At 66.9% G+C, this 24,222-nt stretch carries 28 protein-coding genes; 18 read left to right on the plus strand and 10 right to left on the minus strand.

Annotated elements, in window-relative coordinates; all coding sequences use genetic code 11:
- Positions 1-69: 69 nt before the first annotated feature.
- A complete protein-coding gene (locus tag AC5Y5B_RS16180) occupies positions 70-969 on the plus strand; it encodes a manganese catalase family protein (RefSeq protein ID WP_112632055.1) in 900 nt (299 codons plus the stop codon).
- 56 nt (positions 970-1,025) lie between these two features.
- On the opposite strand, the gene AC5Y5B_RS16185 is transcribed toward AC5Y5B_RS16180, so the two are convergent.
- Positions 1,026-1,604 carry a hemerythrin domain-containing protein gene (locus AC5Y5B_RS16185; protein WP_112632056.1) on the minus strand — a complete coding sequence of 193 codons (579 nt, stop codon included), beginning with the start codon at positions 1,602-1,604 and terminating at the stop codon, positions 1,026-1,028.
- Between the two features lie 88 nt (positions 1,605-1,692).
- Complete coding sequence (locus AC5Y5B_RS16190; protein ID WP_112632057.1) at positions 1,693-2,790, minus strand: F420-dependent hydroxymycolic acid dehydrogenase; 1,098 nt, start codon at positions 2,788-2,790, stop codon at positions 1,693-1,695.
- Positions 2,791-2,841: 51 nt separating this feature from the next.
- On the opposite strand from AC5Y5B_RS16190, the gene AC5Y5B_RS16195 reads away from it, so the two are divergent.
- Together AC5Y5B_RS16195 and AC5Y5B_RS16200 are read left to right on the plus strand one after the other, a co-directional pair.
- Entirely contained in the window at positions 2,842-3,447 is a 606-nt protein-coding gene (locus AC5Y5B_RS16195) for a GNAT family N-acetyltransferase (RefSeq protein ID WP_112632121.1), read from the plus strand.
- A gap of 65 nt (positions 3,448-3,512) precedes the next feature.
- A complete protein-coding gene (locus AC5Y5B_RS16200; RefSeq protein ID WP_112632058.1) occupies positions 3,513-3,860 on the plus strand; it encodes a hypothetical protein in 348 nt (115 codons plus the stop codon).
- 34 nt (positions 3,861-3,894) lie between these two features.
- Here AC5Y5B_RS16200 and AC5Y5B_RS16205 read toward each other — a convergent pair whose 3' ends face one another.
- Positions 3,895-4,596 carry a TetR family transcriptional regulator gene (locus AC5Y5B_RS16205; protein WP_205869050.1) on the minus strand — a complete coding sequence of 234 codons (702 nt, stop codon included), beginning with the start codon at positions 4,594-4,596 and terminating at the stop codon, positions 3,895-3,897.
- A gap of 43 nt (positions 4,597-4,639) precedes the next feature.
- Between AC5Y5B_RS16205 and AC5Y5B_RS16210 the strand changes: the two genes are divergently transcribed.
- The 4 genes from AC5Y5B_RS16210 to AC5Y5B_RS16225 are packed head-to-tail and all read left to right on the plus strand — an operon-like array spanning position 4,640 to position 8,521.
- Positions 4,640-5,743: a ferredoxin reductase gene (locus AC5Y5B_RS16210; RefSeq protein ID WP_500005951.1), complete on the plus strand. Its 1,104-nt coding sequence runs from the start codon at positions 4,640-4,642 to the stop codon at positions 5,741-5,743.
- A gap of 43 nt (positions 5,744-5,786) precedes the next feature.
- Entirely contained in the window at positions 5,787-6,902 is a 1,116-nt protein-coding gene (locus AC5Y5B_RS16215; RefSeq protein ID WP_112632061.1) for a fatty acid desaturase family protein, read from the plus strand.
- Positions 6,903-6,944: 42 nt separating this feature from the next.
- On the plus strand, positions 6,945-7,469 hold the full coding sequence (locus AC5Y5B_RS16220; protein ID WP_205869051.1) for an SRPBCC family protein: 525 nt from the start codon (positions 6,945-6,947) through the stop codon (positions 7,467-7,469).
- Complete coding sequence (locus tag AC5Y5B_RS16225; RefSeq protein ID WP_500005952.1) at positions 7,469-8,521, plus strand: LLM class flavin-dependent oxidoreductase; 1,053 nt, start codon at positions 7,469-7,471, stop codon at positions 8,519-8,521. The genes AC5Y5B_RS16220 and AC5Y5B_RS16225 overlap by 1 nt, the downstream gene beginning before the upstream one ends.
- A gap of 76 nt (positions 8,522-8,597) precedes the next feature.
- Here the strand turns inward: AC5Y5B_RS16225 and AC5Y5B_RS16230 are convergent, their stop codons facing one another.
- Complete coding sequence (locus tag AC5Y5B_RS16230) at positions 8,598-9,701, minus strand: DUF1214 domain-containing protein (RefSeq protein ID WP_500005953.1); 1,104 nt, start codon at positions 9,699-9,701, stop codon at positions 8,598-8,600.
- Positions 9,698-10,273, minus strand: coding sequence for a TetR/AcrR family transcriptional regulator (locus AC5Y5B_RS16235; protein ID WP_112632065.1), 576 nt, complete (start codon positions 10,271-10,273; stop codon positions 9,698-9,700). The genes AC5Y5B_RS16230 and AC5Y5B_RS16235 overlap by 4 nt, the downstream gene beginning before the upstream one ends.
- Before the next feature lie 28 nt (positions 10,274-10,301).
- Between AC5Y5B_RS16235 and AC5Y5B_RS16240 the strand changes: the two genes are divergently transcribed.
- Entirely contained in the window at positions 10,302-11,531 is a 1,230-nt protein-coding gene (locus tag AC5Y5B_RS16240) for a sulfotransferase family protein (protein WP_500005954.1), read from the plus strand.
- Positions 11,532-11,556: 25 nt separating this feature from the next.
- Positions 11,557-12,441 carry an alpha/beta fold hydrolase gene (locus AC5Y5B_RS16245; protein ID WP_500005955.1) on the plus strand — a complete coding sequence of 295 codons (885 nt, stop codon included), beginning with the start codon at positions 11,557-11,559 and terminating at the stop codon, positions 12,439-12,441.
- 1 nt (position 12,442) lies between these two features.
- Here the strand turns inward: AC5Y5B_RS16245 and AC5Y5B_RS16250 are convergent, their stop codons facing one another.
- Positions 12,443-12,655: a TOBE domain-containing protein gene (locus AC5Y5B_RS16250; protein WP_112632068.1), complete on the minus strand. Its 213-nt coding sequence runs from the start codon at positions 12,653-12,655 to the stop codon at positions 12,443-12,445.
- Positions 12,656-12,739: 84 nt separating this feature from the next.
- Positions 12,740-13,351 (minus strand): TetR/AcrR family transcriptional regulator, encoded by a 612-nt coding sequence (locus tag AC5Y5B_RS16255; RefSeq protein WP_240631684.1) that lies wholly within the window; start codon positions 13,349-13,351, stop codon positions 12,740-12,742.
- 130 nt (positions 13,352-13,481) lie between these two features.
- Here AC5Y5B_RS16255 and AC5Y5B_RS16260 point away from each other — a divergent pair, with 130 nt between their 5' ends.
- Positions 13,482-14,801 (plus strand): cytochrome P450, encoded by a 1,320-nt coding sequence (locus AC5Y5B_RS16260; RefSeq protein ID WP_112632122.1) that lies wholly within the window; start codon positions 13,482-13,484, stop codon positions 14,799-14,801.
- A gap of 6 nt (positions 14,802-14,807) precedes the next feature.
- Here AC5Y5B_RS16260 and msrA read toward each other — a convergent pair whose 3' ends face one another.
- Complete coding sequence (gene msrA, locus AC5Y5B_RS16265) at positions 14,808-15,320, minus strand: peptide-methionine (S)-S-oxide reductase MsrA (protein WP_500005956.1); 513 nt, start codon at positions 15,318-15,320, stop codon at positions 14,808-14,810.
- A gap of 74 nt (positions 15,321-15,394) precedes the next feature.
- Between msrA and AC5Y5B_RS16270 the strand changes: the two genes are divergently transcribed.
- The 4 genes from AC5Y5B_RS16270 (at position 15,395) to AC5Y5B_RS16285 (ending at position 18,255) form a co-directional block, all read left to right on the plus strand.
- A complete protein-coding gene (locus AC5Y5B_RS16270; protein ID WP_112632071.1) occupies positions 15,395-15,901 on the plus strand; it encodes a nuclear transport factor 2 family protein in 507 nt (168 codons plus the stop codon).
- A complete protein-coding gene (locus tag AC5Y5B_RS16275) occupies positions 15,898-16,917 on the plus strand; it encodes an NAD-dependent epimerase/dehydratase family protein (protein ID WP_500005957.1) in 1,020 nt (339 codons plus the stop codon). Before AC5Y5B_RS16270 ends, AC5Y5B_RS16275 begins: the two co-directional genes overlap by 4 nt.
- A 79-nt stretch (positions 16,918-16,996) precedes the next feature.
- Positions 16,997-17,842: a class I SAM-dependent methyltransferase gene (locus AC5Y5B_RS16280; protein WP_500005977.1), complete on the plus strand. Its 846-nt coding sequence runs from the start codon at positions 16,997-16,999 to the stop codon at positions 17,840-17,842.
- A 32-nt stretch (positions 17,843-17,874) separates the two neighbouring features.
- A complete protein-coding gene (locus AC5Y5B_RS16285; RefSeq protein ID WP_112632073.1) occupies positions 17,875-18,255 on the plus strand; it encodes a DUF427 domain-containing protein in 381 nt (126 codons plus the stop codon).
- Here the strand turns inward: AC5Y5B_RS16285 and AC5Y5B_RS16290 are convergent.
- Complete coding sequence (locus AC5Y5B_RS16290) at positions 18,249-18,650, minus strand: nuclear transport factor 2 family protein (protein WP_500005958.1); 402 nt, start codon at positions 18,648-18,650, stop codon at positions 18,249-18,251. The two genes, AC5Y5B_RS16285 and AC5Y5B_RS16290, sit on opposite strands and share 7 nt — an antisense overlap.
- Positions 18,651-18,708: 58 nt before the next feature.
- Here AC5Y5B_RS16290 and AC5Y5B_RS16295 point away from each other — a divergent pair, with 58 nt between their 5' ends.
- Both AC5Y5B_RS16295 and AC5Y5B_RS16300 read left to right on the plus strand, forming a co-directional pair.
- Positions 18,709-19,620: a DNA-3-methyladenine glycosylase family protein gene (locus tag AC5Y5B_RS16295; RefSeq protein WP_112632075.1), complete on the plus strand. Its 912-nt coding sequence runs from the start codon at positions 18,709-18,711 to the stop codon at positions 19,618-19,620.
- Positions 19,621-19,709: 89 nt separating this feature from the next.
- Positions 19,710-20,258: a Dps family protein gene (locus AC5Y5B_RS16300; RefSeq protein ID WP_500005959.1), complete on the plus strand. Its 549-nt coding sequence runs from the start codon at positions 19,710-19,712 to the stop codon at positions 20,256-20,258.
- Positions 20,259-20,261: 3 nt separating this feature from the next.
- On the opposite strand, the gene AC5Y5B_RS16305 is transcribed toward AC5Y5B_RS16300, so the two are convergent.
- Positions 20,262-22,151 (minus strand): chloride channel protein, encoded by a 1,890-nt coding sequence (locus tag AC5Y5B_RS16305; RefSeq protein ID WP_500005960.1) that lies wholly within the window; start codon positions 22,149-22,151, stop codon positions 20,262-20,264.
- Positions 22,152-22,546: 395 nt separating this feature from the next.
- Here AC5Y5B_RS16305 and AC5Y5B_RS16310 point away from each other — a divergent pair, with 395 nt between their 5' ends.
- Both AC5Y5B_RS16310 and AC5Y5B_RS16315 read left to right on the plus strand, forming a co-directional pair.
- Positions 22,547-23,539 (plus strand): pirin family protein, encoded by a 993-nt coding sequence (locus AC5Y5B_RS16310; RefSeq protein ID WP_500005961.1) that lies wholly within the window; start codon positions 22,547-22,549, stop codon positions 23,537-23,539.
- Positions 23,540-23,541: 2 nt separating this feature from the next.
- Complete coding sequence (locus tag AC5Y5B_RS16315; protein WP_112632079.1) at positions 23,542-24,177, plus strand: TetR/AcrR family transcriptional regulator; 636 nt, start codon at positions 23,542-23,544, stop codon at positions 24,175-24,177.
- Positions 24,178-24,222: the final 45 nt, after the last annotated feature.

The following is a 24,222-nucleotide window of genomic DNA, read 5'->3' on the forward strand; positions in this document are numbered from 1 at the left end:
AGTTTGGCGCAAAAGGCCCCGGGTATCCGGCGTCGACAACCCGATCTCGACCCCCCAAGGGAGACACCAGTGTTTGTGCACAACAAAGATCTTCAATTCGAGGTTCGTGTCGATCGACCCGATCCTCGGTTCGCGTCGCTGCTGATGGACCAGTTCGGCGGAGCCAACGGCGAACTCACCGCGGCGCTGCAGTACTTCACCCAGGCGTTCGTGCTGCGGCAGAAAAACCCGAAAATGTATGACCTGTTCATGGATATCGCGACCGAGGAGCTCAGCCACCTCGAAATGGTCGGATCGATGATCACGATGTTGCTCGACGGGCTCAACGACAACCTCAAGATTGCCAATGAAAAATGCGACTGGATGCCGGCGGTGGCGGCAAATGGTGGCGGCCGGGACGGCCTCATCCACTCGGTTGCGGTCAATCCGTTGTTTCTCGTGCTCAGCGGCGGTGGCCCGGATGTCAAGGACTCCGGGGGAAACAACTGGACCGGCGCCTACATCGATGCCAACGGCGACCCGACCGTGGATCTGCGCAACAACGTCGCGGCGGAATCGCGCGCCAAGATCGTCTACGAATACCTCAAGCAGTTCACCGACGACCCCGGCGTGCAGGACACCTTGACGTTCCTGATGACACGCGAGGTGGCGCACTATCAGCAGTTCACAGCGGCGCTCAATGAGCTCCCGGTGAACTTCCCGCCGGGGCAGCTGCCGGGCGACCCGCGGTTCCAGAACGTGGCGTTCAACATGTCCAACGGCGGTGGCGAGTCCATCCGCGGCCCGTGGAACCAAGGGCAGGGCCCCTGGCCCGAGGGCACGGAATGGGAGTACGTCGAAAAGCCCGAAGAACAATGGCTGGGCGGCACCACCCGCAAGAACACCGGCGCCAAGGTGAACCCGCAGGGCTCGCCGGCGGTCAACGCCGAGAAGCCCTTCACCCACGAACAACACGTTCCCACCGGCTAATTGGACATGGGAAGGGCCGGGCCCTGCTTGCCTGGCGCCCGGCCCTTCCCATGTTGTCAGTGCATCTGCGGATCCGGCGGGTTGTCCTCGCCGCGGCCGGTCACGGCGTCGCGGAGGTGGTCGACGATTGCAGCCCCCATGCCCATCGTTTTCAGTACGGCCGGGTTGGGTGGGGTATCGGGGTGCGGCCGGGTAGGGGCGATCTTCTTCGCCGCCTCCAGCTTTTCGCCGATCTTCTCCAAATCCTCACGGCTGAGCACGCTTTCGACCTGCGGCCAGACCTCGTCCTGCTCGTAGGCGATGTGCTCCCGACCCGCCTTGACGAACTCTTGCAACGCTTCGTGGTAATCCGGATCACCCGGCTTACCGTCCTCGAGGCGCTGCAGCAGCTTCTTTCCGGCCTGCTCCTGCTCGAGGGCCTTGTCGACGAGGCCGTCGCCGATCGCGTCGCGCACCGCGGGCCAAAAGAACTGCTCTTCAATGGCTTCGTGCTGCGATTCGGCGATGACGAGGTTGTTCACCATCGTTTCCAGACCGCTCGCCTGGGCGCCCTCGCCCGACGGCGCGCCGTCGAGCGTCTCCAACAAACCGAGCACGCTCTTGTGGTCCTGACGAAGAAAAGTGATTGCATCCATGCGTTGCCTTCCGGGTGGGGCTGCTAGTCGAAGTTGCGTGCGGATACCCGGGGCGGCGGCGCCGAAACGGTGGGCGGCCCGGGTCCGGTCAGCGCAACTTCGGCAAGACGTTGGCGCGGTAGAACTCGATAGCCACACCGGGATCGTCTTGCGGAAAGTGCAGAAACGGGACCGCGCCGGCGTCGAGGATCCCCTGGACGGCCTCGATGTGGCGAGCCGGGTCGGTGCCGACGGTCCAGCCCGCCAGCACCTTGTCGATGGGGTTTGACTCGGCCGCGCGCTGGATCTCGACGGGATTGGGCTGATCGACGGCCCCGGCGGTGAAACGCCACAGCGTGGCGGCCCTGGCCGCGACGGCGTTGTCGCCGACGACCGCGAACAGTTCGGCGCGTTTGCCGAGGGTGGCCACGTCACGACCGACGGCCTGGGCGCCCGCACCGAAGGCGGCCAACAGTTTTGGATTCGTAATATCGTTCGCCTGCGTGATCCAGCCGTCACCGTACTGTCCGGCCAGTTTCGCGCTCTTCGGGCCGGCGGCCGCGACGAAGATCGGTGGGGGCGTCGGCGGAACATCGTAGAGTTTCAGCGAATTCATCTGAAAATACCGGCCGGCGAAGGAGATTCGCGAACCGCTCCACAGTTGGCGGATCAGCTGTACCGCTTCGGCCAGCCTGTCGTGACGCTCGGCGTAGTTGCCGTAGGTGTTCGTGGTGGCCTGTTCGTTGAGCCGTTCACCGGTGCCCACACCCAGAAACACCCTGCCGGGATAAAGGATCGCCAGCGACGCGAACGCGTGCGCCACCGTCGCGGGGTGGTAGCGGTAGGTCGGACAGGTCACCCCGGTGCCGAACGACACGTGGCTGGTGGCGCTGCCGACTAGGGCCAGTGTCAGCCACGGAAACATGGCGTGGCCTTCGTTGTCCTGCCACGGCTGGATGTGGTCGCTGGCCCATACGTGTTGGAAGCCGGCGTGTTCGGCCGCCTGAGCCTGTGCCACCAGCTGGTCGGTGCGGAACTGCTCGTGGGAGAGGACGAAGCCCACGCCCTTGCCCGGCGAAGGCGGCGGTCCGCTGGACTGGCCGTGCTCGGTAGCCGGTTCCGCGCAGCCCTGCGCCCACCCGACGGAACCGAGCACGCCGGCGCCGGCCGCCATCCGTCCCAACGCTCGACGCGAGATGCCGGTCACCGGTTCGGCATACCCGTCACGCCGGGCCTCACACGCACTAGCGTGATGCAGATGACCCCGCAGGTCCGCCCGGCAGTCAAAGCCGATGTCCGCAAGCTGTCACGCACGCTGGCCCGCGCGTTCTACGACGACCCGGTGATGATCTGGCTGATTCCCGATCAGGACAAGCGGATCGCGCACCTGTCGCGGTTGTTCGCGACGATGACCCGCCATCACCACCTTTCCCGCGGTGGCGTCGAGGTGGCCGGCGCGCAGGCGGATATCGGCGCGGCGGCGCTGTGGGATCCGCCCGATCAGTGGCAGGAGACGCCCCGCGGTCAACTGGCGATGACACCGACGTTCATCCGGGTGTTCGGGCTGCGCTCGATGCGGGGGCGTGCGGTACAGGAATTGATGAAAAGCGTGCACCCCGAGGAACCGCACTGGTATCTGGCCGTGATCGGCAGCGACCCGTCGGTCCGCGGCACGGGGTTCGGGCAGGCGCTGATGCGGTCGCGGCTGGACCGCTGCGACGCCGAGTACTGCCCGGCCTATCTCGAGTCGAGCAAGCCCGAAAATGTGCCGTACTACGAGCGTTTCGGCTTCAGCGTCACCCGTGAGATCGTGCTGCCCGACGACGGCCCGAGCCTGTGGGCCATGTGGCGCCCGCCACGGTAGTGACGCGGCCCAATGGCCCGCCGCCCGCGTTTAGGCCCCCCGACACCGCGGGCAACCGGGTGGGCATGAGCGATAACCCGCAGGCCGACGTGGACCCCGCGGACTTCCCCGAAGAGGGCGGCCCGGGTGACACCTTGAACCCGAGTGAAGGCACCGACTCGGACGAATTGCGCAACGACGACGGGGACATCGTGGTCGACCCGCCTGAGGGCTGGAGCGAGGCCGACCGGTTCGGCATGACGGCCCGAGAAGAACGCGAGGGCGAATCCCTCGACGCCCGACTGGCGGCCGAGGAGCCCGACGTGCCCGACGCCGTCGAGCCGGTCGACGACGGTCCCCGGCGCGCGCACCGGGGTCAGATCGACGGCACCCCGGAGGACGGTGACTCGCTCTACGACGTCGTCGACGAGTAAGTCAGTGCTCGGCTGTTTACTCCAGCCGGGCGAATCAGGGCGTGCTTCGCCAACCGGCGATGCCGGTCGCGATCATCCGCAACTGCTTGACCGCGAGCCGGCGGATGTCCTCGGTCGCCTCGGCGCTCTGCGAATCCTCGATGGCCTCCGCGATGACGATCATGGCGTTGACGAACAGGGTGGCCAGCACGTTGAGATCCTCGGTGGTCCACTTGTTCAGGCCGGGGAATCGGGCAAGGTCGGTGGCCAGCTCGGACGTGATCAGCCGGATCTCGGTGCGGATGGCGTAGCGCAGCACCGACAGGCCGCTGTTGCGCTCCCGGCCGATGAGGCGCCAGTGTTCGCGCCTGTCGGCGACGCTGGCGACCAGGATCTCGACGGATGACTCGATCACCCGATTCGGGTCGAGCTTGCCGGCACGGGCGTCGCGCAGGGTGTCGCGCAAGCTCCGGAACGACTCGTCGATCAGGACCAGGCCCAGGGCCTCCATCGATTCGAAGTGCCGGTAGAACGCCGCCGGAACGATCCCGACCTCACGGGTCACCTCGCGCAGGCTCAAGCTGGAGAAACTGCGGTCCTGCAGGAGCTTGAGTGCCGCGGCGATGATGGCCCGGCGCGTCGCCTCCTTGCGCTCCTCGCGCGACTGGCTTTCGCGCGCACGCTCGCGCCCTGAGCCCCGTCCCCGTGAGCTAGGAGTACGGCTGTTCACTGTGTGAACCCTACCACAGCCAGGCATTAAACCCTTGACTGGATGGCCGTCGTGGCCGCACGGTGTACATATGTTCACTCAAACCGCTCAAGTTTCTGGCCGGGTCCTCGCGCGGACGCTTCGGCAGCGCGTGTTGGGTTCAGAGCTCCTAGACCTGCTGACCGGTCCGCACGGCGTCGACCGCTACACCGAACTGGTGGCGCCGACCTGGACGCTGGGCGAAGCCCGCGCCAAGGTGACCGACGTGCGCCGGACCACACCCCGCAGCGTCACCCTGACCCTGACCCCCAACGACACCTTCCTGTCGGCCCACACCCTCAAAGCCGGGCAGTACGTCAACCTCGCCGTGGAGATCGACGGCCGGCGCCACACCCGGTGCTATTCGCCCGCCACCGCCGAAGGCGCCCCCACCCTCGAGTTGACCATCGGCCGCCACGACGGCGGCCTGGTCTCGAACTATCTGTACGAACACGCCCACCGCGGCATGGTGGTCGGTCTGACCGGCACCGGCGGCGACTTCACGTTGCCGGCGCCAGGACCGCGCAGCCCGAGGCGAATCCTCTTCGTCTCCGGGGGAAGCGGCATCACCCCGGTGATGTCGATGCTGCGGACGCTGGTCGCCCGGGGCCACGACGGCGACATCGCATTCGTCCACTACGCGCGCACGCCGGCCGAGGCCTGCTATCGCGACGAGCTGAGCGCCATGCCCGGAGTGCGGGTGCTGCACGGCTACACCCGCTCCGAGGGCGGCGACCTCGCCGGACGCTTCGGCGCGGAGCACCTGGCCGCCGCGATGACGTCCCCCGACGCGGTATTCGTCTGCGGCCCAGCGCCTTTGGTCGATGCCGTGCGGTCGCACTGCGACAACGTCTACACCGAGAGCTTCGTGCCGCCGGCACTCGATGTGCCGGCCAATCCGTCGGGTGGACGAGTCACGTTCTCCGACAGCGGTGTTGACATCGTCGACGACGGACGCTCGCTGTTGGAGCAGGCCGAGTCGGCCGGGCTGTCGCCCGAAAACGGATGCCGGATGGGCATCTGCCACACCTGCACGCGGCGTAAGACCGCCGGCACCGTGCGCAACCTGGTCACCGGTGCGGTCTCGACCGCTCCCGACGAGGACGTGCAGATCTGCGTGTCCGTTCCGGTCGGTGACGTGGACCTGTCGCTGTAGCGGCAGGCCATTCCAGCCCCTGAAAACCTCTGGAGGACAGACAATGTCGAACGCCAAGATTGCCCTGACACCCGAACAGGCCGACGCATTCGGCCGCGAACTCGACGCCATCAAGGAACGCGTGATGGCAGAACTCGGCGAGCAGGACGCCGACTACATCCGCCGCGTCATCAAGGCGCAGCGTGCGCTGGAAGTCGGTGGCCGGGCGCTGTTGTTCGCCGGGTTCCTGCCCCCGGCATGGCTCGCCGGCACCGCGATGCTGGGACTGTCGAAGATCCTGGACAACATGGAGATCGGCCACAACATCATGCACGGTCAGTACGACTGGATGCGTGACCCGGCCATCTCCGGTCGCACCTTCGAGTGGGACACGGCATGCCCCGCCGACCAATGGCGGCACTCGCACAACTACATGCATCACACTCACACCAACATCGTGGGAATGGACCGCGACATCGGCTACGGAATTCTGCGGATGAGCGAAGACCAGCGCTGGCAGCCGTACTTCCTCGGCAACCCGATCTACGCATTCCTGCTGATGGTGTTGTTCCAGTACGGCGTTGCGCTGCACGAGCTCGAAACCGAGCGCATCCGCTCCGGTGAAATCCGGCTCGAGGACAAGCGCGAAGTCCTGCGGGCCATCTGGCGCAAGACCCGCCGCCAGACCCTGAAGGACTACGTCGCCTTCCCGCTGCTGGCCGGACCCTTCGCGCCGTTCGTCTTCACCGGCAACCTCACCGCCAACCTGATGCGCAACGTGTGGTCGTACATGATCATCTTCTGCGGCCACTTCCCGGACGGGACGCAGGAATTCACCGTCGAGGAAACCAAGGACGAGTCACGCGGCATGTGGTACTTCCGCCAGATCCTCGGCTCGGCAAACCTGACGGGCGGCAAGATCTTTCACCTGCTGTCGGGCAACCTCTCGCACCAGATCGAGCACCACCTGTTCCCCGACATGCCCGCGCGCCGCTACGCCGACATCGCGCCCGAGGTGCAGGCGATCTGCGAACGCTACGGCATCCCGTACAACCGCGGTCCGCTGCTGCGCCAGTTCGGCACCGTCGTCCGCAAGATCGTCCGGCTGAGCGTCCCGGACTCGTGGGTGCACAAGTCCGGCGCCGAGAAGTCTCCCGAGCCCGAGCCGATCGCCGCATAAGTCCGCGGTCCGGGCGTTGCCTCGGGCCGGGACAGGGGCACAATGAGGTCCGTGGAATGGACCGGCGCGCGTTACGCGGACACCCCGACCGTGGAGGCCTCGACGTGGATCGACGCCGATCCGGCACGGGTGTGGAGCCTGGTCTCCGACATCGCGCTGATGCCGGCGTTCAGCAGTGAACTCAAGGCCGTGGAATGGGCCGAGGGATCGGACGGTCCGCGGGTCGGCGCGCGGTTCGTCGGACACAACGAGCACGATGCGTTCGGGCAGTGGACCAGCACCTCGCATATCGTGGCCTGCGATGAACCACGTGAATTCGCTTGGGCGGTCGGTGACTACGACGATCCCGCCGCGAAGTGGCGATTCCGGCTGACGCCGCGCGATGGCGGCACCGAGCTGAACTACTGGATGCAGATGGGGCCGGGACGCTCGGGCCTGTCGGTGGCCATCGAATCGATGCCCGACAAGGAACAGAAAATCGTGTTCGTGCGGCTGCGCGAGTTCGAGGGCGCGATCGGGAAAACCCTCGCGGCGATCAAGCGGTTGGCCGAACACGGAGTGCATTGATGCGGACCGCCACGACGGTCGAGTTGTCGGGCACCGGGAGCCAAACCGCCGAGGTCGTGGCCTTCGTCGCCGAGGCGGAGAAACTGGGTCTCGACGTCTGCTGGGTGGCCGAGGCGTGGGGCGCGGATGCGCCGTCGGCGCTGGGCTACTTGGCGGCGCGGACCGAGCGGATGCTGCTCGGTTCCGGCGTGCTGCAGGTCGGCACCCGATCGCCGGTCCTGGTCGCCCAGACCGCGGTCACGCTGTCCAATCTGTCGAACGGACGATTCCTGCTCGGTTTGGGCGCCTCCGGTCCCCAGGTGATCGAGGGCCTGCACGGTGTCTCGTTCAGCCGGCCGCTGGCTCGCATCTCCGAAACGGTCGACATCGTGCGGCAGGTCTTCGCGGGCGGGAAGATCTCCTATGCGGGAAGGGAATTCGAGATCCCCCGGCCCGGCGGTGAGGCGGTGCCGATGCGCTTGTCGACCCGCGCCGAGCACGCCATTCCGGTCTATCTGGCCGCGCTGTCACCGGCGATGCTGCGGTTGACCGGGCGGGTTGCCGACGGCTGGCTGGGCACCAGCTTCGTTCCCGAAGGAGCCGGCGACGCCTACTTCGCCCACCTCGACGAGGGGCTGGCCGCCGCGAACCGCGCCCGCGCCGACATCGACATCTGCCAGGGCGCCGAAGTCGCTTTCGCCGCAGACGAAGACGAGCTGAAGGGCATGGTCGCGGGCCGCAAGAAAGAGCTGGCCTTCAGCCTCGGCGGCATGGGATCGTCGGGGACGAATTTCTACAACCAGGCCTACAGCCGGCAGGGCTGGGCGGACGTCGCCGCCGAGGTGCGGGAGCGCTGGCAGCGCGGCGACCGCGACGGGGCGGCCGGTGTGGTGACCGACGAGATGGTGCTGGCCACCACGCTGATCGGGACAGAGGCGATGGTCTCCGCGCGCCTGACGGTGTGGCGAGACGCCGGCGTGAACACGGTGCGGCTGTATCCCGCGGGCGACACCCTGGACGCGAAACTGGAGACGCTGGGCCGCGCGATCGAGCTGGTCCGCGAGGTCGCCTAGCTACCGCCGAACGTGCACTGGCGGCGGGATTTTCGCCGCTTTTCGCCCTCATTGCACGCTCGGCGAAACCGGAGCATCAGTGCGTGCCGGTCGGGGCGTCGGCGGCCTTGACGAGTCGCACCTCGGGCCGCTGCGGCACGCCGTCGGCCAGGAACCAGCGAAACGCCAGATTGCCACGCGGATAACCCAGCGTGGTAAGCGAATTGGGGTGCTTCGTCGCGCTGTTCGACAAGACGACCGTCACCGAGCCGTCGCTGTTGGTGACGGCGCTGTGGCCGTTGAGGGAGCACCGGGCGTCCTGCGCGCCGAAGGTCGCCATGAACTGGTTCCACACCACCAGGTTCCAGAACCTGCACGACGGCGGCCGGTGCGTGATCACCAGCGCCTCGTCGTCGTCGAGCACGAAGCTGCCGTAGGAGTAGCAGGCGTCACGCGCCGACCAACCGAAGTTGGCGTCCGGCACCTGATAGGGATCGGCGAATGCGTTGGCAGCATGGGCGGTTTCGTGCCCGAGCGCGTGCTGTTCGTCGACCCGGTCTCCGACCGCCAGCGGCACGATCGCGAACATGGTCCGCAGCCAGGTGGCGGCGGCGCGCAGGCTCGCCGCGGTCTCGGCGTCGCCGTGCCGGATGGGATCGGCCTCGTCGAGCGCCTCGATGTGCCACGTCACCGGGCGGCCGGTCAGGGGGTCGGCCTGGTAGTCGCGGGTCATCAGCACGGCCGCGTCCGGCGTGGCGGGAAATTCGAAGGCGAAGTTCCCGTCGGCGTCGACATCGAGATCGGTGTCGCGGACGATCGCGACCACCCGGTCCGACCACGCGCCCGGGGTTGGCTCGTTGTAGGCGGTCACCGAAAAGTACACGCTGTCACCCTTGTTCCCGCTGATCCGGTACCGGCGCGCGGGATCGATGGGGCAGATGAAGTAGTAGGCGTCGGTGTTGTCGCCGCCCCAGCGGCGGTCGCGGCGGAACGGCGTGTTGACCGCGACGAACTGTGGCCGGCCCGGTTCGGGAAAGAGGTAGGTGTCCAGGGCCACGCCCAGAGTGGCGGCGAGCATCCGGTAGCCGTCGGCGACGTGGCGGTCGTCGGTGACCGCACGGTCACCTTGGAGGAATGAGTGACCCAGTTCGCCAAGGGTTTTCAGCAGTTCCTGCCACGCCTCGGTCGATTGGTGCGTCATGCGGTGATTCCTTTCAGGAGCAACCTGGTGGTGCGCTCGACCCACGCATCGTCGAGTTCGGTGGCGCGGGTGAGCAGGGCCACCAGCGTGATGCCGGCGATGGTTTCGGCCAGCTCGGCCGCGGTGACGTCCGGCCGCACGTCGCCGCGTGCCGCGGCCGCCGCCAGCCAGTCGGCGAGGCCGCCGCCGATGACACCGGCGAAGCGCTCCAGCAGCGCCGAATGCAGCGTCGGGTCCGCGGCCAGCTCGCCGATGAGCCCCGGCAGGGCCGCCCTGGCGGCCGGCGTGGTCAGGAAAGCCATTGTGCGGCGGACCATCTCGCGCAGGCCGTCGGCCGTCGACGTGGTATCGGGGATGGCGGTTCCGGCGCCGATCGGGAACACCGCCTCGTGCACCAGGTGCGCCTTGCTGGGCCAGCGACGGTAGATGGCGGGCTTGCTGGTGCCGGCGCGTTCGGCAATGGCGGAGACCAGCAACCCGGGATAGCCGGTCTCGGCCAGCAGTTCGACCGTCGCGCGAAGCACCGCGGCGTCGATCCGGGGGTCACGGGGTCTGCCAAAATCCACTACCATTACGAAACTCAGAGTAACATAAGTCGCCGTGACCGTTCGCCTCGATGACCTCGACCGACCGCGCTTCAGCGCCGAGGGCCAGCAGATCCTGGACATGATGGCCTCGATGGCCGCCCAGTGCCCGTTGGATGCCGACGCGCTGCACGCTCAGGCCAGCGCCGACACCGGCCTGCACGACTTCGGGCCCGACGACTACCGCGAGCGCCTCGAGGTCTACCTCGCCGCACTGCGCGAGATCGACGGGCTGCACGACGCGGGCGTGGTGAACTTCTATGGGCAGCTACTGCAAATCCTCAAGAACCGGTTGTTGTTGACCGACTTGCTGACTCGCCATCCCGAGATCCACGAGATCGAACTGCGTTCACCGGTGGTCATCGCGGGCCTACCCCGCACCGGCACCACCCACCTGCACAATCTGCTCGCCGCGGCGCCGACCTTCCGCACCATGCCGTACTGGGAAAGCAGCGAGCCGTTCCCGATGCCGAATGAGGTTGGTGCCGAGCCGGATCCACGCCGAACCCGGATGGATGTCGCGGTCGGGGTGATCAACATGGTGATGCCGCATTTCGCGCTGATGCACGAGATGACCACCGATCACGTCCACGAAGAGATCCAGCTGCTGGCCAACGACGTGTCCACGATGCTGCTGGAGACGCTCGCCGACGTGCCCCGCTGGCGCGACTACTACCAGGCTCACGATCAGACACCGCACTACGAGTACTTGGCCACCCAGCTCCGGGCGATGCAGTTTCTGCGCGGTGGGCGGCGCTGGCTGCTCAAATCGCCCCAGCATCTCGAACAGGTCCCGGTCCTGGACCGGGTCTTTCCCGACAGCATCGTCGTGTTCACCCATCGCGACCCGGTCCCGGTGGCGCTGTCGATGATCGCGATGATCACCTACTCCGCCCGCATGCACCGCTCGCCGGTGCCGGTGGAGCAGATCGCCAACTCCTGGATCGACCGTCTGGATCAGATGCTGACCGCGCTCGTGCGCGACCGCGACACCATCGGCCCGGACCGCTCGATCGACATCCGCTTCGACGACTTCATGGCCGACGAGCTCGGCGTGGCCGAGCGGGTGTACGCCCTGGCCGGCGAACCGTTCACCGACGAGGTGCGCAGGGCCGTCGGCGACTACCTCGCGGGCCACCGGCGCGGGCGACTGGGCAACGTCGAGACGTCCTACGAAATGTTCGGGCTGAACGAGGGGTGCCTGCGTGAGCGCTTCGCACCGTACGTCGAGCGGTTCCTGAAATAGGCGCAGTGCGCTAGCTTTTCAAGGCATGGTCACCATGCCCGCGCTGGACGGCGTCGAACACAGGTACGTCGAGGTGGGAAGCGGCGTCACCATCCACGTCGCGGACGCCGGTCCGGCCGACGGACCGGCCGTCATGCTGGTGCACGGCTTCCCGGAGAACTGGTGGGAGTGGCACGAGCTGATCGGTCCGCTGGCCGCCGACGGATACCGGGTGTTGTGTCCCGACCTGCGGGGTGCGGGCTGGAGTTCGGCGCCCCGCTCGCGGTATCTGAAGGCGGAGATGGCTGAGGACCTGGCAGGCGTGCTCGACGACCTGCGGATCGCGAACGTGAAGCTGGTCGCCCACGACTGGGGTGGGCCCGCCGCCTTCATCATGATGTTGCACCATCCGGAGAAGGTGACCGGCTTTTTCGGGCTGAACACCGTGGCGCCCTGGGCGAAGTTCGATTTGGCGGCGGTCCGCGACCTGTGGCGGTTCTGGTATCAGGTTCCGATGTTGCTGCCCGTGATCGGGCCCCGGGTGCTCAGCGATCCCCACTGGCGGTTTCTGCGGCTGCTGGGTTCGTGGGTCGGGGGAGGGTTTCCGCTGCCCGAGGAAAGCGTGCGGTTGTACGCCGAGTGCATGCGCCAGCCCGGGCACGCGGAGGCCGGATCACGGTGGTATCGCAGCTTCCAGACCACGGAGATGCGCAGCTGGCTCAGCGGTGAGTACGACGATCGTCGAGTCGACGTACCGGTCCGCTGGTTGAGCGGGACTGACGATCCGGTGATCACTCCGCGGCTTTTGGACGGATACGCCGACCACATAAGCGATTTCGAGGTGGAGCTGGTCGACGGAGTCGGTCACTGGATCGTCGCGCAGCGACCAGATTTGGTTCTGGATCGGTTGCGCGCGTTCATGAAACTCTGAGTCAGTCGACGCCGATGGTGACTTCTGTCGACTTGATGAACACGGTCGCTTTCTGACCGACCTTGAGCCCGAGGTCGGCCGCGGCATCCTTGGTGACCGACGACGTGATGACCTGGTCGCCGCCGTCGAGCGTCACCTTGACCACCGCCATCACCGCGCCGAGGTCGACCTCGGTGATGGTCCCTTTGAGCTGATTTCGGGTTGACAGCCGCATCGCTAGGTCCTCCGTTTCCGCAAAAGCCATTCCGGCGATGAGCCTAGGCCCCGAAAACCGTTCGCGCGACGGCTTTCCGCGTTGTCAGTGCCGGGGACCCAGCAGAGCGACGGATGCATCCACGGCCGGCTCGACGATCTCACGGACGGCCCGACCGTCTTCGACCGCAAGGGCGGTGAGTTCACGCAGACCGCCCAACAGAACCACGGCCAGCGGCGTGGTCAACGGCGGCAGCTGGGCTCGGCGGAATCCCGGACTTGCGCTGAGGTCGATCAGCAGGGTGGACAGCACCTGCAGGCCGCGGCGCTGGACCGGGCGAGCGGCGTCGCCCAGTGACGGCAGTTCCCGGATCAAGCTCAAGGTGATGGCCGGCCGGGATTCGATGTGGGCGACGTAGGCCTCGACGGCCTGGCGTATCTGCTGGTGCCAGTCGGCTTCGGGATCGACGGCGGACTCGATGCGCTGGCCGAGGATTTCGATGTCGACGCCCAACAGTTCCAGGAAACACTCCTGTTTGCCGGCGAAGTGGTCGTAGAACGTGCGCTTGGACGTGCGCGCGTAGCGGACGACGTCGGCGACGGTGCTGGCGCGGTAACCGCGCTCGCTGATCGAGGCGGCGAGGCCGTCGAGCAGCCGCTGCCGAAACGGATCGCCGCCGACGGCCTCATCGGCCGTCGCTGCCACCGCTGATGTCACGCAGGCGCCCCTTTCGGTGAGTGCGGCACCTTGTCAGGCTTGGTACTTCAGAGTACCGTACCCTGGAGATGCCGCGGTACATCGGCGTACCGCGCCGGTGCCGGGGCGGATGTTGGGAGAAGCCATCGTCATGAGCCAGCAAGTCGCGACGCCAACGGCCACCGTCAAATTGCCCCCGGCGGCCCGAATTCCCAAGGTGCTGCAGGGTCTCGGCTTCGCGATGTCGCGGCGCTGGATGATCCAACAGCTGGCGCGCCGGCACGGCGACGTGTTCACCCTGAACCTGCCGATGTATGGGCGGGTGATCGCCGTGGGTGACCCGCAGCTGGCCAAGCAGATCTTCACCACCAGCCCCGACGAGCTCGGCAACATCCAGCCCAACCTGGGCAGGCTGTTCGGTACCGGTTCGGTGTTCGCGCTCGAGGGCGACGAGCATCGGCAACGGCGCCGGCTGTTGGCCCCGCCGTTCCACGGCAAGAGCATGAAGAAGTACGAGAGCATCATCGAAGAAGAGACGCTGCGCGAAATCGCCGACTGGCCCGAGGGCAAGCCCTTCCCCACACTGCCGCCGATGATGCGGATCACCCTAAATGCCATTCTGCGTGCGGTTTTCGGCGCCGAAGGCGCCGAACTCGACGAATTGCGCGAGCTGATTCCGCCGTGGGTCACGCTGGGCTCGCGACTGGCGTCGGTGCCGATGCCCAAACGCGACTATGGCCGGTACAGCCCGTGGGGCCGGCTGGCCGAATGGCGGCGCCGGTATGACCGAGTCATCGACAAGCTGATCGACGACGAGCGGGCCGATTCGAACTTCGCCGAGCGGACCGATGTCCTCGCGATGCTGCTGCGCACCACCTACGAAGACGGTTCGGCCATGTCGCGCAAGGACATTGGGGATGAGCTGCTCACCTTGTTGGCGGCCGGGCACGAAACCACCGCGTCCACGCTGGGCTGGGCGTTTGAACGGATCAGCCGCCACCCCGACCTGCTGTCCGCGCTCGTCGAGGAGGCGGACAACGGCGGCAGCGAACTGCGCCAGGCCACCATCCTGGAGGTGCAGCGGGCCAGAACCGTCATCGATCTCGCCGGCCGCCACGTCTACCCCGAGGTTTACCACCTCGGCGAGTGGGCCATTCCCCGCGGCGATTCGATCATCGTGGGCATCGGGCAGATTCACAGCAACCCGGACGTCTTCCCCGATCCCGACCGTTTCGACCCGCAGCGCTACATCGGAACCAAACCGTCGGCGTTGTCGTGGATTCCCTTCGGCGGCGGCACCCGCCGTTGCGTGGGAGCGGCGTTCGCCAACATGGAAATGGACGTCGTGCTGCGAACGGTGTTGCGCCGCTTGACCATTGAGACCACGGACGCTCCCGGCGAGCGCTGGCACTGCCGCGGGGTCGCGTTCACCCCGAAGGACGGCGGCCGAATTACGGTGCGGCGGCGCTGATCGCGGTTACTGACCGGCCGTCGCGCGCCGCGGCAGTTTCCAGCCCGGACGGATGAAGTGGCAGGTGTACCCGTTGGGATAGTGCTGCAGGTAGTCCTGGTGTTCGGGTTCGGCTTCCCAGAAGTCGCCGGCCGGGCTGACCTCGGTCACCACCTTGCCGGGCCATAACCCGGACGCCTCCACGTCGGCGATGGTGTCCAGCGCGATCCGCTTCTGCTCGTCGTCCAGATAGAAGATGGCCGACCGGTAACTCGTGCCGCGGTCGTTGCCCTGCCGGTCTTTCGTTGTCGGATCGTGGATCTGGAAGAAGAATTCCAGGATCGTGCGGTAGTCGGTGACCGCCGGGTCGTAGACGATTTCGATCGCTTCGGCGTGGGTGCCGTGATTGCGGTAGGTGGCATTGGGGACGTCACCGCCGGTGTAACCGACCCGCGTCGACACCACGCCCGGCTGCTTGCGGATCAGTTCCTGCATCCCCCAAAAGCAACCGCCGGCGAGAATGGCTTTCTGGTTGGTCATGCTTCGTCCTCCTAACCGGCAATAATGACGCCAGGCTACACTCCGCCGATGAGCTGCAATGGTGCCGCGAAATCATGAGCACGCCGAAGTTCTCCCGTAGCGAACTGGCCGCCGCGTTCGAGAAATTCGAAGCGACCGTCGACGCGGCGGCGCAGTCAAAGGACTGGGACGCCTGGGTCCAGCACTATACGCCCGACGTCGTCTACATCGAACACGCGGCGGGCACCATGCACGGCCGCGACGAGGTCCGCGAGTGGATCAGCCGGACGATGGGCAGTTTTCCCGGCAGCCACATGGTCGCGTTCCCGTCGCTGTGGTCGGTGATCGACGAGCCCACGGGTCGCATCATCATGGAGCTCGACAACCCGATGCGCGATCCCGGCGACGGAACCGTCATCGGCGCGACGAACATCTCGATCATCACCTACGCCGGTGATGGCCTGTGGCGTCAGCAGGAAGACATCTACAACCCGCTGCGCTTCGTGCGGGCCACGTTGAAGTGGTGCCGCAAGGCGCAGGAGCTCGGCACCCTCGACGAGGACGCCGCGCGGTTCATGGACCAGTACGGAGGGGCGCAGTGACCACCAAACCCAAGCTCGTCATCGGCGCCAACGGCTTCCTGGGATCGCACGTGACCCGCCAGCTCGTCGCCGACGGCTTCGACGTCCGTGCCATGGTGCGGCCGAACGCCAACACCCGTTCCATCGACGACTTGGACGTCACCCGGTTTCACGGCGACGTGTTCGACGCCGGCGTGCTGCGCGAGGCGATGGACGGCGTCGATGACGTCTACTACTGCGTCGTCGACACCCGCGCCTGGCTGCGCGACACCGCCCCGCTGTTTCGCACCAACGTCGAAGGCCTGCGCAACGTTCTCGATGTCGCCGTCACGCAACCGGACCTGCGCCGGTTCGTGTTCACCAGCACCTACGCGACGGTGGGCCGGCGCCACGGGCATGTCGCGACCGAAGACGACGTCGTGGGCACCCGCGGACTGTCGGACTACGTCAAGTCCCGGGTCCAGGCCGAGAACCTGGTAATGCGCTACGTGGCCGAGGCCGGGCTGCCGGCGGTGGCGATGTGCGTGTCGACGACGTACGGCGACGGCGACTGGGGCCGCACCCCGCACGGCGCCTTCATCGCCGGCGCGGTCTTCGGCAAGCTGCCCTTCACGATGGAGGGCATCGCGCTGGAAGTCGTCGGCGTCACCGACGCCGCCCGGGCCATGATCCTGGCCGCCGAGCGCGGGCGCATCGGCGAGCGATATCTGATCTTCGAACGGATGATCGCGTTGAAAGAGGTGGTCCGGATCGCGGCCGACGAGGCCGGGGTACCGGCGCCGCGGCGCTCGATCTCCGTCCCGATGCTGTACGCGCTCGGGGCGCTGGGCAACCTGCGCGCACGGCTCACCGGCAAGGACGCCGAACTCAGCCTCGCGTCGGTGCGCATGATGCGCGCCGAAGCACCCCTCGACCACAGCAAGGCCGTGCGCGAATTGGGTTGGCAACCGCGGCCGGTCGAGGAATCCATCCGCGAGGCGGCCCGCTTCTGGGCGGCGATGCGAAATGCCAAGGGTAAGACAACGACTCCCGGCTGAACACCACGCCGAGCGGCGTTCAGGGCGCGGCGCGCCGCCTCGCGGACAACTAGCCTCGAGCGGTATGACGACCGCGCGAGTGCCCGTCGATCTCAGCGGCGCACCCCAGACCATGCTGGCGACGCTCTACGCCAAGGCGCTGGACGCCGACTTCGAACACCCGATCCTGCGCGATCGGTACGCGAAGGAGATCGTCGAGCGCATCGACTACGACTGGAAGAAGACGACCATCACCGCGCGGCGGGCGCCGTCGGTGACCACACGGTCGGCGCACTTCGACGAGTGGACGCGCAAATTCCTTGCAGCGCACCCGCATTCGGTCGTGCTGCACCTGGGCTGCGGGCTGGACAGCCGGGTTTTCCGCCTGCAGCCCGGCCCGGGCGTCCAGTGGTACGACGTCGACTACCCCGAGGTTGCGGCGCTGCGCACCCAGCTCTACCCGAGCCGCGACCACTACCGCGTCATCGCCGCCTCGGTCACCGACCCCGCCTGGCTGGCGGACATCCCCGCCGACCGCCCCACCCTGATGATCGCGGAGGGGCTGACCATGTACCTCACCGAGCAGGACGGCACCGCGCTGCTGCGCCGGGTGGTCGACCGGTTCGGTTCGGGTGAGCTGCAGTTCGACGTGTTCAATTGGCTAGGGATCAGGTCGCAATGGCTCAACACGGTGGTGCGGCGGTCGGGAGCCACGCTGCACTGGGCGATCGACGGGCCCGACGACATCCTCAACGCGGTGCCGGCGGCCCGGCTGCTGTCCTGGGAACGATGGTTCGAGTCGGACACCTTCGCGCGGTTGCCGCGGTCGGCTCGAGTCCTCGGCAAGCTCATGTCGCGGGTGCAGGCGATGGCGAACATGTCGCAATACCACCGCTACGCATTCGGCCCGACCGGACGGGAAGGCTTGACCGCGGACGCGCGTTAACGTACTGACAGGCGCCTGAAGGAGGAACCATCATGGCCCACCCGGAAATCAAAGAACCCAACGCGGGGCACCCGATCACCATCGAGCCCACCAAGGGGCGAGTGCAGGTGCGCGTCAACGGCGAACTCGTCGCCGACACCACCGCCGCGTTGGAACTGCGCGAAGCCACTTTGCCTGCGGTGCAATACATCCCGATCGCCGACGTGGTGCAGGATCGGCTCACCCGGACCGACACCAGCACGTACTGCCCGTTCAAGGGTGACGCCAGCTACTACAGCGTGACCACCTCGGCCGGTGACACCGTCGACGACGTGATCTGGACGTACGAGCAGCCGTATCCCGCGGTCGCGGCGATCGCCGGGCATGTCGCGTTCTACCCGAACAAGGCCGACATCAGCGTCTCGGCTCAGTAGGGGACCCAGCCGGGAAGGGCGGTCGCCACCGCGCGGGTCTCGCCGTAGAGGCGCATCGAGACGATCAGCCCGTCACGGGTGTCGAAGATGCACACGAACGGGCTGTCGTACTCGACCCCGGCGGACGTGGTGCCGGTCGCCTGCGCCTCGACCACCACGCTCTCTCCCTCGTTGACACAGCGCACCAGGTCGATGGTCACTTCGAGTTCTCGTTTGCGTCGCTCGATCCCGCGCCGAAACGCCTCCTTGTCGCAGGACGTGCGCGTGTAGAGCGTCCAGTAGGTGAAGTCGTCGCTGAGCAGGGCGAAGCCCTCGTCCAGATCACCGTCGTCGCTGGTGCTCTGCAGGAACATCCAGGCCAGTTCGCCCTGAGGGTCATCGAACGGCGTCATCACAACGCAATATTGACGTGGCACGCAGTTCACGGTCAATCACGGAACGGGGAGTCATCAGGTGCAGAGCGCGCGCACGGTCGTGTTTCCCGGGGCCGTCAGCTTCGGGCACACGTTGGCGCCCCTTCGTCGCGGCCTGGGGGACCCGTGCTTCCGGACCCCCGGTGACGGCTCGATCTGGCGCACCAGCCTGCTGCCCACCGGCCCGGTCACGGCCCGGATCAGCCGCGTCGCCCCCAATGCCGCGCACGCCGTGGCGTGGGGCAGCGGCGCGGAGGAGTTCGCCGAGATGCTGCCCGCCATGCTCGGTCTCGAGGACGACGACTCGGACTTCGTGCCGGGACATCCGACGGTCGCCGCCGCCTACCAGCGGGTTCCACACCTGCGCCTGGGACGAACCGGCCTGGTACTGGAGGCTCTGATCCCGGCGATCATCGAGCAGCGGGTGCCCGGAGCCGACGCGTTTCGCTCCTGGCGGGTGCTGGTGTCGAAGTACGGCACGCCGGCGCCGGGGCCGGCGCCGCACGGCATGCGGGTCATGCCGGACGCGCAGGTCTGGAGACACATCCCGTCGTGGGAGTTCCATCGCGCCAACGTCGACCCGAGGCGCGCGCAGACGGTGGTCACCTGTGCGCGCCGGGCCCCCTCGCTGGAGCGGCTGGTGACGCGGCCGGCCGTGCAGGCGCGCGCGGCGCTCACGTCGCTGCCGGGCGTGGGGGAGTGGACCGCCGCCGAGACGGCACAACGCGCCTTCGGCGACGCCGACGCCGTGTCGGTGGGCGACTATCACATCCCCAAAATGATCGGCTGGACGTTGCTGGGACGGCCCGTCGATGACGCGGGCATGCTCGAACTGCTCGAGCCGATGCGACCGCACCGCCAGCGGGTGGTCCGACTCCTCGAGGCCAGCGGACTGGCGTACGAACCACGCCGGGGTCCGCGGCTGCCGGTGCAGCAAATCCACTCACTTTGATCCGTAGCGTTTTTCACTAGGGCCACCGGGTACCCAACCGGGGCAGTAACCGTGTGTGAACCCCATGGAAGGAAGCTAGGAAACAACCGATGACTCAGTTCACGATTCCGGGATTGACCGACAAGCAGGCGGCGCGGCTCACCGAACTGCTGCAGAAGCAACTGAGCACCTACAACGACCTGCACCTCACGCTGAAGCACATCCACTGGAACGTGGTGGGCCCGAACTTCATCGGCGTGCACGAGATGATCGACCCGCAGGTCGAGGCGGTCCGCGGATTTGCCGACGATGTCGCCGAACGCATTGCGGCCCTTGGTGCTTCGCCGCAGGGCACGCCCGGTGCCATCATCAAGGACCGCTCGTGGGACGACTACTCGGTGGGCCGCGACACGGTCCAGGCTCACCTGGCCGCGCTGGACCTGGTGTACACCGGCGTCATCGAGGACATCCGCCAATACATCGACGAGACAGACGAACTCGACCAGGTGACCCAGGACCTGCTGATCGGCCAGGCGGGTCAGTTGGAGAAGTTCCAATGGTTCGTCCGGGCGCACCTGGAAAGCGCCGGCGGGGAGCTGGCCCACAAAGGCAAGAGCACCGAGAAGGACGCCGCGAAGACTGCGCGCACCAAGTCCTGAGGTCTAGGAACGGGATTCCGACGCGGCATCACCCGAATCGGTCTTTGGTACAAGAACATTGACGCGATCGCCTGCCGCAAGCCGCACGGTCGGCCGCGCGTCGACGAGTCGACGGTTGTGCACAACGGACACCGGGAGGTGGCCCGGGGGCCACTCCAGCTCGTCGAGGTTGCGGCCTACCGCTGCTGAATTCGCTTCCAGCGTGTATTCGATGATGCAGTAGCCGTCGAGCTCGCTACGCGGATCATGTTCGGCGTCCGGAGCTTTCAACGGGTCGGAGACATCCGCGGCCCCGCCGCCGTTGCGGTCTACGTGGGTGAAGTGCGCGCCGACCGCCCGCAGCACGTTCTGGTTGGTGAGCCAACCCTGCACGTGCCGGGCATCGGTGTCGATCACCGGCAGGCCGTCGCGTCCATAGAGAACGAGTTGACGCAAGGCCTGAGCGAGGCTGTCGTTGGCAAACAGCGCCTGGGGTTCGCGGATTCGGGTCACGGTTCCGAGCACCGCCGTGCGGTCCGGCGCGGCGTCGACCGTGGGCTTGGCGAGGTCGAGTGGTGTGGTGAACGCGTGCATGGCGTCCGCGACCGTGAGGTCGGCGAAGGCATGCGCCGGAGCGGGCCGGTCGATGTCGAAGCCGCGGCGTAAGAGTTTGGTCGTGTAGATGGTGCCGTACGAAAGGCCGCGCGACACGGTGGTGCCAACAGCAACAGCCAGCATGACCGGCAAGGTCAGGGTGAAGTCCCCGGTCATCTCGACCGTGCTGGCCAGCGCCGTAAGCGGGGCGCGTGCGGCGGAAGCGAATACCGCCGCCATCCCGACGATGGCGTAGAGCGCGGGATGGCCGACCGCGGTGCCTATGACGTGCTGCATGACGACGCCGAATGCCATGCCCGATGTGGCCCCGATGAATAGGGAGGGAGCGAACACTCCGCCGGAGCCGCCGATCCCGATGGTGAGGCTGCAGGCCAGCATCTTGCCAACGGCGAGGATCACCAGGAACCACAGAGCGTAGTGGCCGGCAAAGGCGGCGTACATCACGGGATAGCCAACGCCGTACAACTGGGGGACCGCGAGCAGCAACAGGCCAAGCACGATTCCTCCGACCGCTGGCCGCGCCCAGTTCGGACGGTCCCCCCATACCCGGTCACACAGGTCCTCGGTCCTATACAGCAGATTCTTGAAGGCGATCCCAATCAGGCCGGCGACCGCGGCAAGCGCCGCGATCAACAGGTAGTTGGCGATGTGATTCAGCTCGATACCCTGGGGGAGCTGGGTGAGGAACGGGGCAGAGCCGAAGAAGACACGGGCGATCACGTCGGCAACCATCGCCGAAAGCATGATGGTGAAGATCGCGTCGACAGAGAGTTCGCGCAGGATCAGTTCAACGGCGAAGAACACTCCCGTGATCGGAGCGTTGAAGGTTGCCGAGATGCCGCCGGCGGCGCCGCAGGCCACCAGCACCCGCAGCCGGTTCTCCGGCATCCGGACCCACTGGCCGAAGCCTGACGCCAGCGCCGCGCCAATTTGCACGATCGGCCCTTCACGCCCGACCGAGCCGCCGGTGCCGATGCACATCGCCGAGGCCAGCGCCTTCACCACCGTCACCTGGGGTCGAATGCGGCCGCCGTTCTCGGCGACCGCAATCATGACTTCCGGGACGCCGTGGCCCCGCGCCTCGGGCGCAAACCGGGCGATCAGCGGTCCGTACAGTAATCCACCGACGACGGGGACGACCGCGTAAAACCCGACTCCCAGCCATGGCAGGTGGTCGCTGACCACCCACCCTTGTTGGCCGAACTCGTCGTGTCCGGTCGCCACCCAGGTGAACGCAAAAACCAGGTAGCGAAAAGCCGCCGCACCGAGCCCGGCGCCCACCCCTACCACGACCGCCACGCAAAACAATCCGAGGCGGTTGGCGCGCAGCCAACTGGCGACCCACCTGACGGAATAGGACACCGTCCGCTTCGTCTGAACCGGATCAGTCGGCGCTCTGTCCTGCTGCATCCCCCGTCACCCCTCTACTGCGGCCGTGCCGTTCGTTGCCCGAAGCCGGGTAGGTCCAATCGAAATTCCAGAAGCCAGGGCTACCGCAAACCCTTGATGCCAGCAAATATTGCCCTCTCAAGCTATCGCCCGCATGTCCAGCGCCAGGCCCGGGGCGGACTGGATGTCGACCTTGTCCACGGTGGGGCCGGGGTGGCGCGTGAGCCAATATGCCGACCCCACACCTGCGGAATAAGTGGACCCCAGTCCGGTTATATAGGGCATCCACTATATGAGGAGGCCAGATGCCTGCAATCACCGCTGACACCCTGACGCTGCCGCGAGTGAGCGGCCCCGGCCCCGCGGACACCGAGCGGGCGGTCCGCTCGATCACCACCGGCCCACGCGGCTATGAGGGCGAGGGCTTTCCGGTCGTGCGCGCCTTCGCGGGCGTCAGCTCGGCCGCGCTGGACCCCTTCGTGCACATGGACCAGATGGGTGAGGTCGACTACCAACCGGGCGAACCCCGGGGCACCGACTGGCATCCGCACCGCGGCTTCGAAACCGTGACCTACATGCTCGACGGCAAGTTCGCGCATCAGGACTCGCACGGCGGTGGCGGCCTGATCGCCGACGGCGCGACGCAATGGATGACCGCCGGGTCCGGCATCCTGCACATCGAGACACCGCCTGCCGAACTGGTCGACAGCGGCGGGCTGTTTCACGGCGTCCAGCTCTGGGTCAACCTGCCGGGCAAGGACAAGTTCGCACCCCCGCGATATCAGGCCATCGAGGGTGCCGACGCCGCCCTGCTGGCCTCCGACGACGGCGGGGCGCTGATCCGCATCATCGCCGGCGACATCGATGGCCACCGGGGCCCGGGCGTCACTCACACCCCAATCACCCTCGCGCACGCGACGATCGAGAACGGGGCCCGGCTCAACATTCCCTGGCGGCGCGATTTCAACGCGCTGGTCTATGTGCTGTCCGGCAGCGGGTACGTCGGCCCGATCTCGCACCCGATCCACCAAGGGCAGCTGGCGGTCCTGGGGGCCGGCGATCGGATCACCGTCGGCGCTCGCCGTGCCCCGGATTCGAGTGGCGTGCCGGCCCAGGGAGCCATTGATGCGCTGCTTCTGGGCGGGCGGCCGATTCGCGAACCGGTATTCCACTACGGTCCATTCGTGATGAACACTCGGGCGGAATTGATCGAGGCGCTAGAGGACTACCAAGCCGGAAAATTTGGCACCGTTCCGCCAAATGCGCTAATGCCGCACCGCGGGGGTGGCACACTCTAGCAATGCTTCCACGGGGGAATCGCCGGCCCGGGCGTCCGCCTGCCGCGAAAGCCGACGAGACGCGGCAGCGGATCATCCAAGCTGCTCGTTTAGTGTTCAGCGAACGCGGCTACGACGGCGCGACGTTCCAGGCCATCGCTGCTCGCGCCGACCTCACCCGACCGGCGATCAACCATTATTTCTCGAGCAAGCGCGCCCTTTATCGCGAGGTTATGGACGAGACCAACGAATTTGTCATCGGGGCGGGGATTAAACAGGCCGAGGGCGAGACCACGCTGGTGGCGCAGCTGACGGCGTTCATCAACGCGGCGGTGAAAGCGAATTCGGAGAATCCCGCCGGCTCGGCATTCATTATCGGCGGCGTGCTCGAATCGCAGCGGCATCCGGAATGGAGCGGAACCGAAAACGATTCCGTGCGGATCGCGCGGGAATTCTTGATGCGCGTTGTCAACGACGCGATCGAGGGCGGCGAGATCGTCGCCGATGTGGATGCGTCGGCATTGGTCGAGACGCTGCTCGTGGTGATCTCCGGGGTCGGCCTGTATGCCGGCTACATCAAGAGCTACAAGGAGATGCTGGCGGTGACCGGCATGCTGCGCCAGGTCCTGGAAGGTGCGCTCTGGCGGCCGGAGGCGTAGCCCGTTCGGCGCAGTGAAGTTGGGCACAAAGCGTATAGGCTAACT

The sequence above is a fragment of the Mycobacterium sp. NGS33 genome, from assembly GCF_059812885.1.

Excerpts from the sequence above, each read along its gene's own strand:
- AC5Y5B_RS16185 (WP_112632056.1), bottom strand. The coding sequence starts at position 1,604 with ATGGATGCAATCACTTTTCTTCGTCAGGACCACAAGAGCGTGCTCGGT.
- AC5Y5B_RS16195 (WP_112632121.1), top strand. The coding sequence starts at position 2,842 with ATGACCCCGCAGGTCCGCCCGGCAGTCAAAGCCGATGTCCGCAAGCTG.
- AC5Y5B_RS16200 (WP_112632058.1), top strand. The coding sequence starts at position 3,513 with ATGAGCGATAACCCGCAGGCCGACGTGGACCCCGCGGACTTCCCCGAA.
- AC5Y5B_RS16205 (WP_205869050.1), bottom strand. The coding sequence starts at position 4,596 with ATGCCTGGCTGTGGTAGGGTTCACACAGTGAACAGCCGTACTCCTAGC.
- AC5Y5B_RS16210 (WP_500005951.1), top strand. The coding sequence starts at position 4,640 with ATGTTCACTCAAACCGCTCAAGTTTCTGGCCGGGTCCTCGCGCGGACG.
- AC5Y5B_RS16215 (WP_112632061.1), top strand. The coding sequence starts at position 5,787 with ATGTCGAACGCCAAGATTGCCCTGACACCCGAACAGGCCGACGCATTC.
- AC5Y5B_RS16220 (WP_205869051.1), top strand. The coding sequence starts at position 6,945 with ATGAGGTCCGTGGAATGGACCGGCGCGCGTTACGCGGACACCCCGACC.
- AC5Y5B_RS16225 (WP_500005952.1), top strand. The coding sequence starts at position 7,469 with ATGCGGACCGCCACGACGGTCGAGTTGTCGGGCACCGGGAGCCAAACC.
- AC5Y5B_RS16230 (WP_500005953.1), bottom strand. The coding sequence starts at position 9,701 with ATGACGCACCAATCGACCGAGGCGTGGCAGGAACTGCTGAAAACCCTT.
- AC5Y5B_RS16235 (WP_112632065.1), bottom strand. The coding sequence starts at position 10,273 with ATGGTAGTGGATTTTGGCAGACCCCGTGACCCCCGGATCGACGCCGCG.
- AC5Y5B_RS16245 (WP_500005955.1), top strand. The coding sequence starts at position 11,557 with ATGGTCACCATGCCCGCGCTGGACGGCGTCGAACACAGGTACGTCGAG.
- AC5Y5B_RS16250 (WP_112632068.1), bottom strand. The coding sequence starts at position 12,655 with ATGCGGCTGTCAACCCGAAATCAGCTCAAAGGGACCATCACCGAGGTC.
- AC5Y5B_RS16260 (WP_112632122.1), top strand. The coding sequence starts at position 13,482 with ATGAGCCAGCAAGTCGCGACGCCAACGGCCACCGTCAAATTGCCCCCG.
- msrA (WP_500005956.1), bottom strand. The coding sequence starts at position 15,320 with ATGACCAACCAGAAAGCCATTCTCGCCGGCGGTTGCTTTTGGGGGATG.
- AC5Y5B_RS16270 (WP_112632071.1), top strand. The coding sequence starts at position 15,395 with ATGAGCACGCCGAAGTTCTCCCGTAGCGAACTGGCCGCCGCGTTCGAG.
- AC5Y5B_RS16285 (WP_112632073.1), top strand. The coding sequence starts at position 17,875 with ATGGCCCACCCGGAAATCAAAGAACCCAACGCGGGGCACCCGATCACC.
- AC5Y5B_RS16300 (WP_500005959.1), top strand. The coding sequence starts at position 19,710 with ATGACTCAGTTCACGATTCCGGGATTGACCGACAAGCAGGCGGCGCGG.
- AC5Y5B_RS16310 (WP_500005961.1), top strand. The coding sequence starts at position 22,547 with ATGCCTGCAATCACCGCTGACACCCTGACGCTGCCGCGAGTGAGCGGC.
- AC5Y5B_RS16315 (WP_112632079.1), top strand. The coding sequence starts at position 23,542 with ATGCTTCCACGGGGGAATCGCCGGCCCGGGCGTCCGCCTGCCGCGAAA.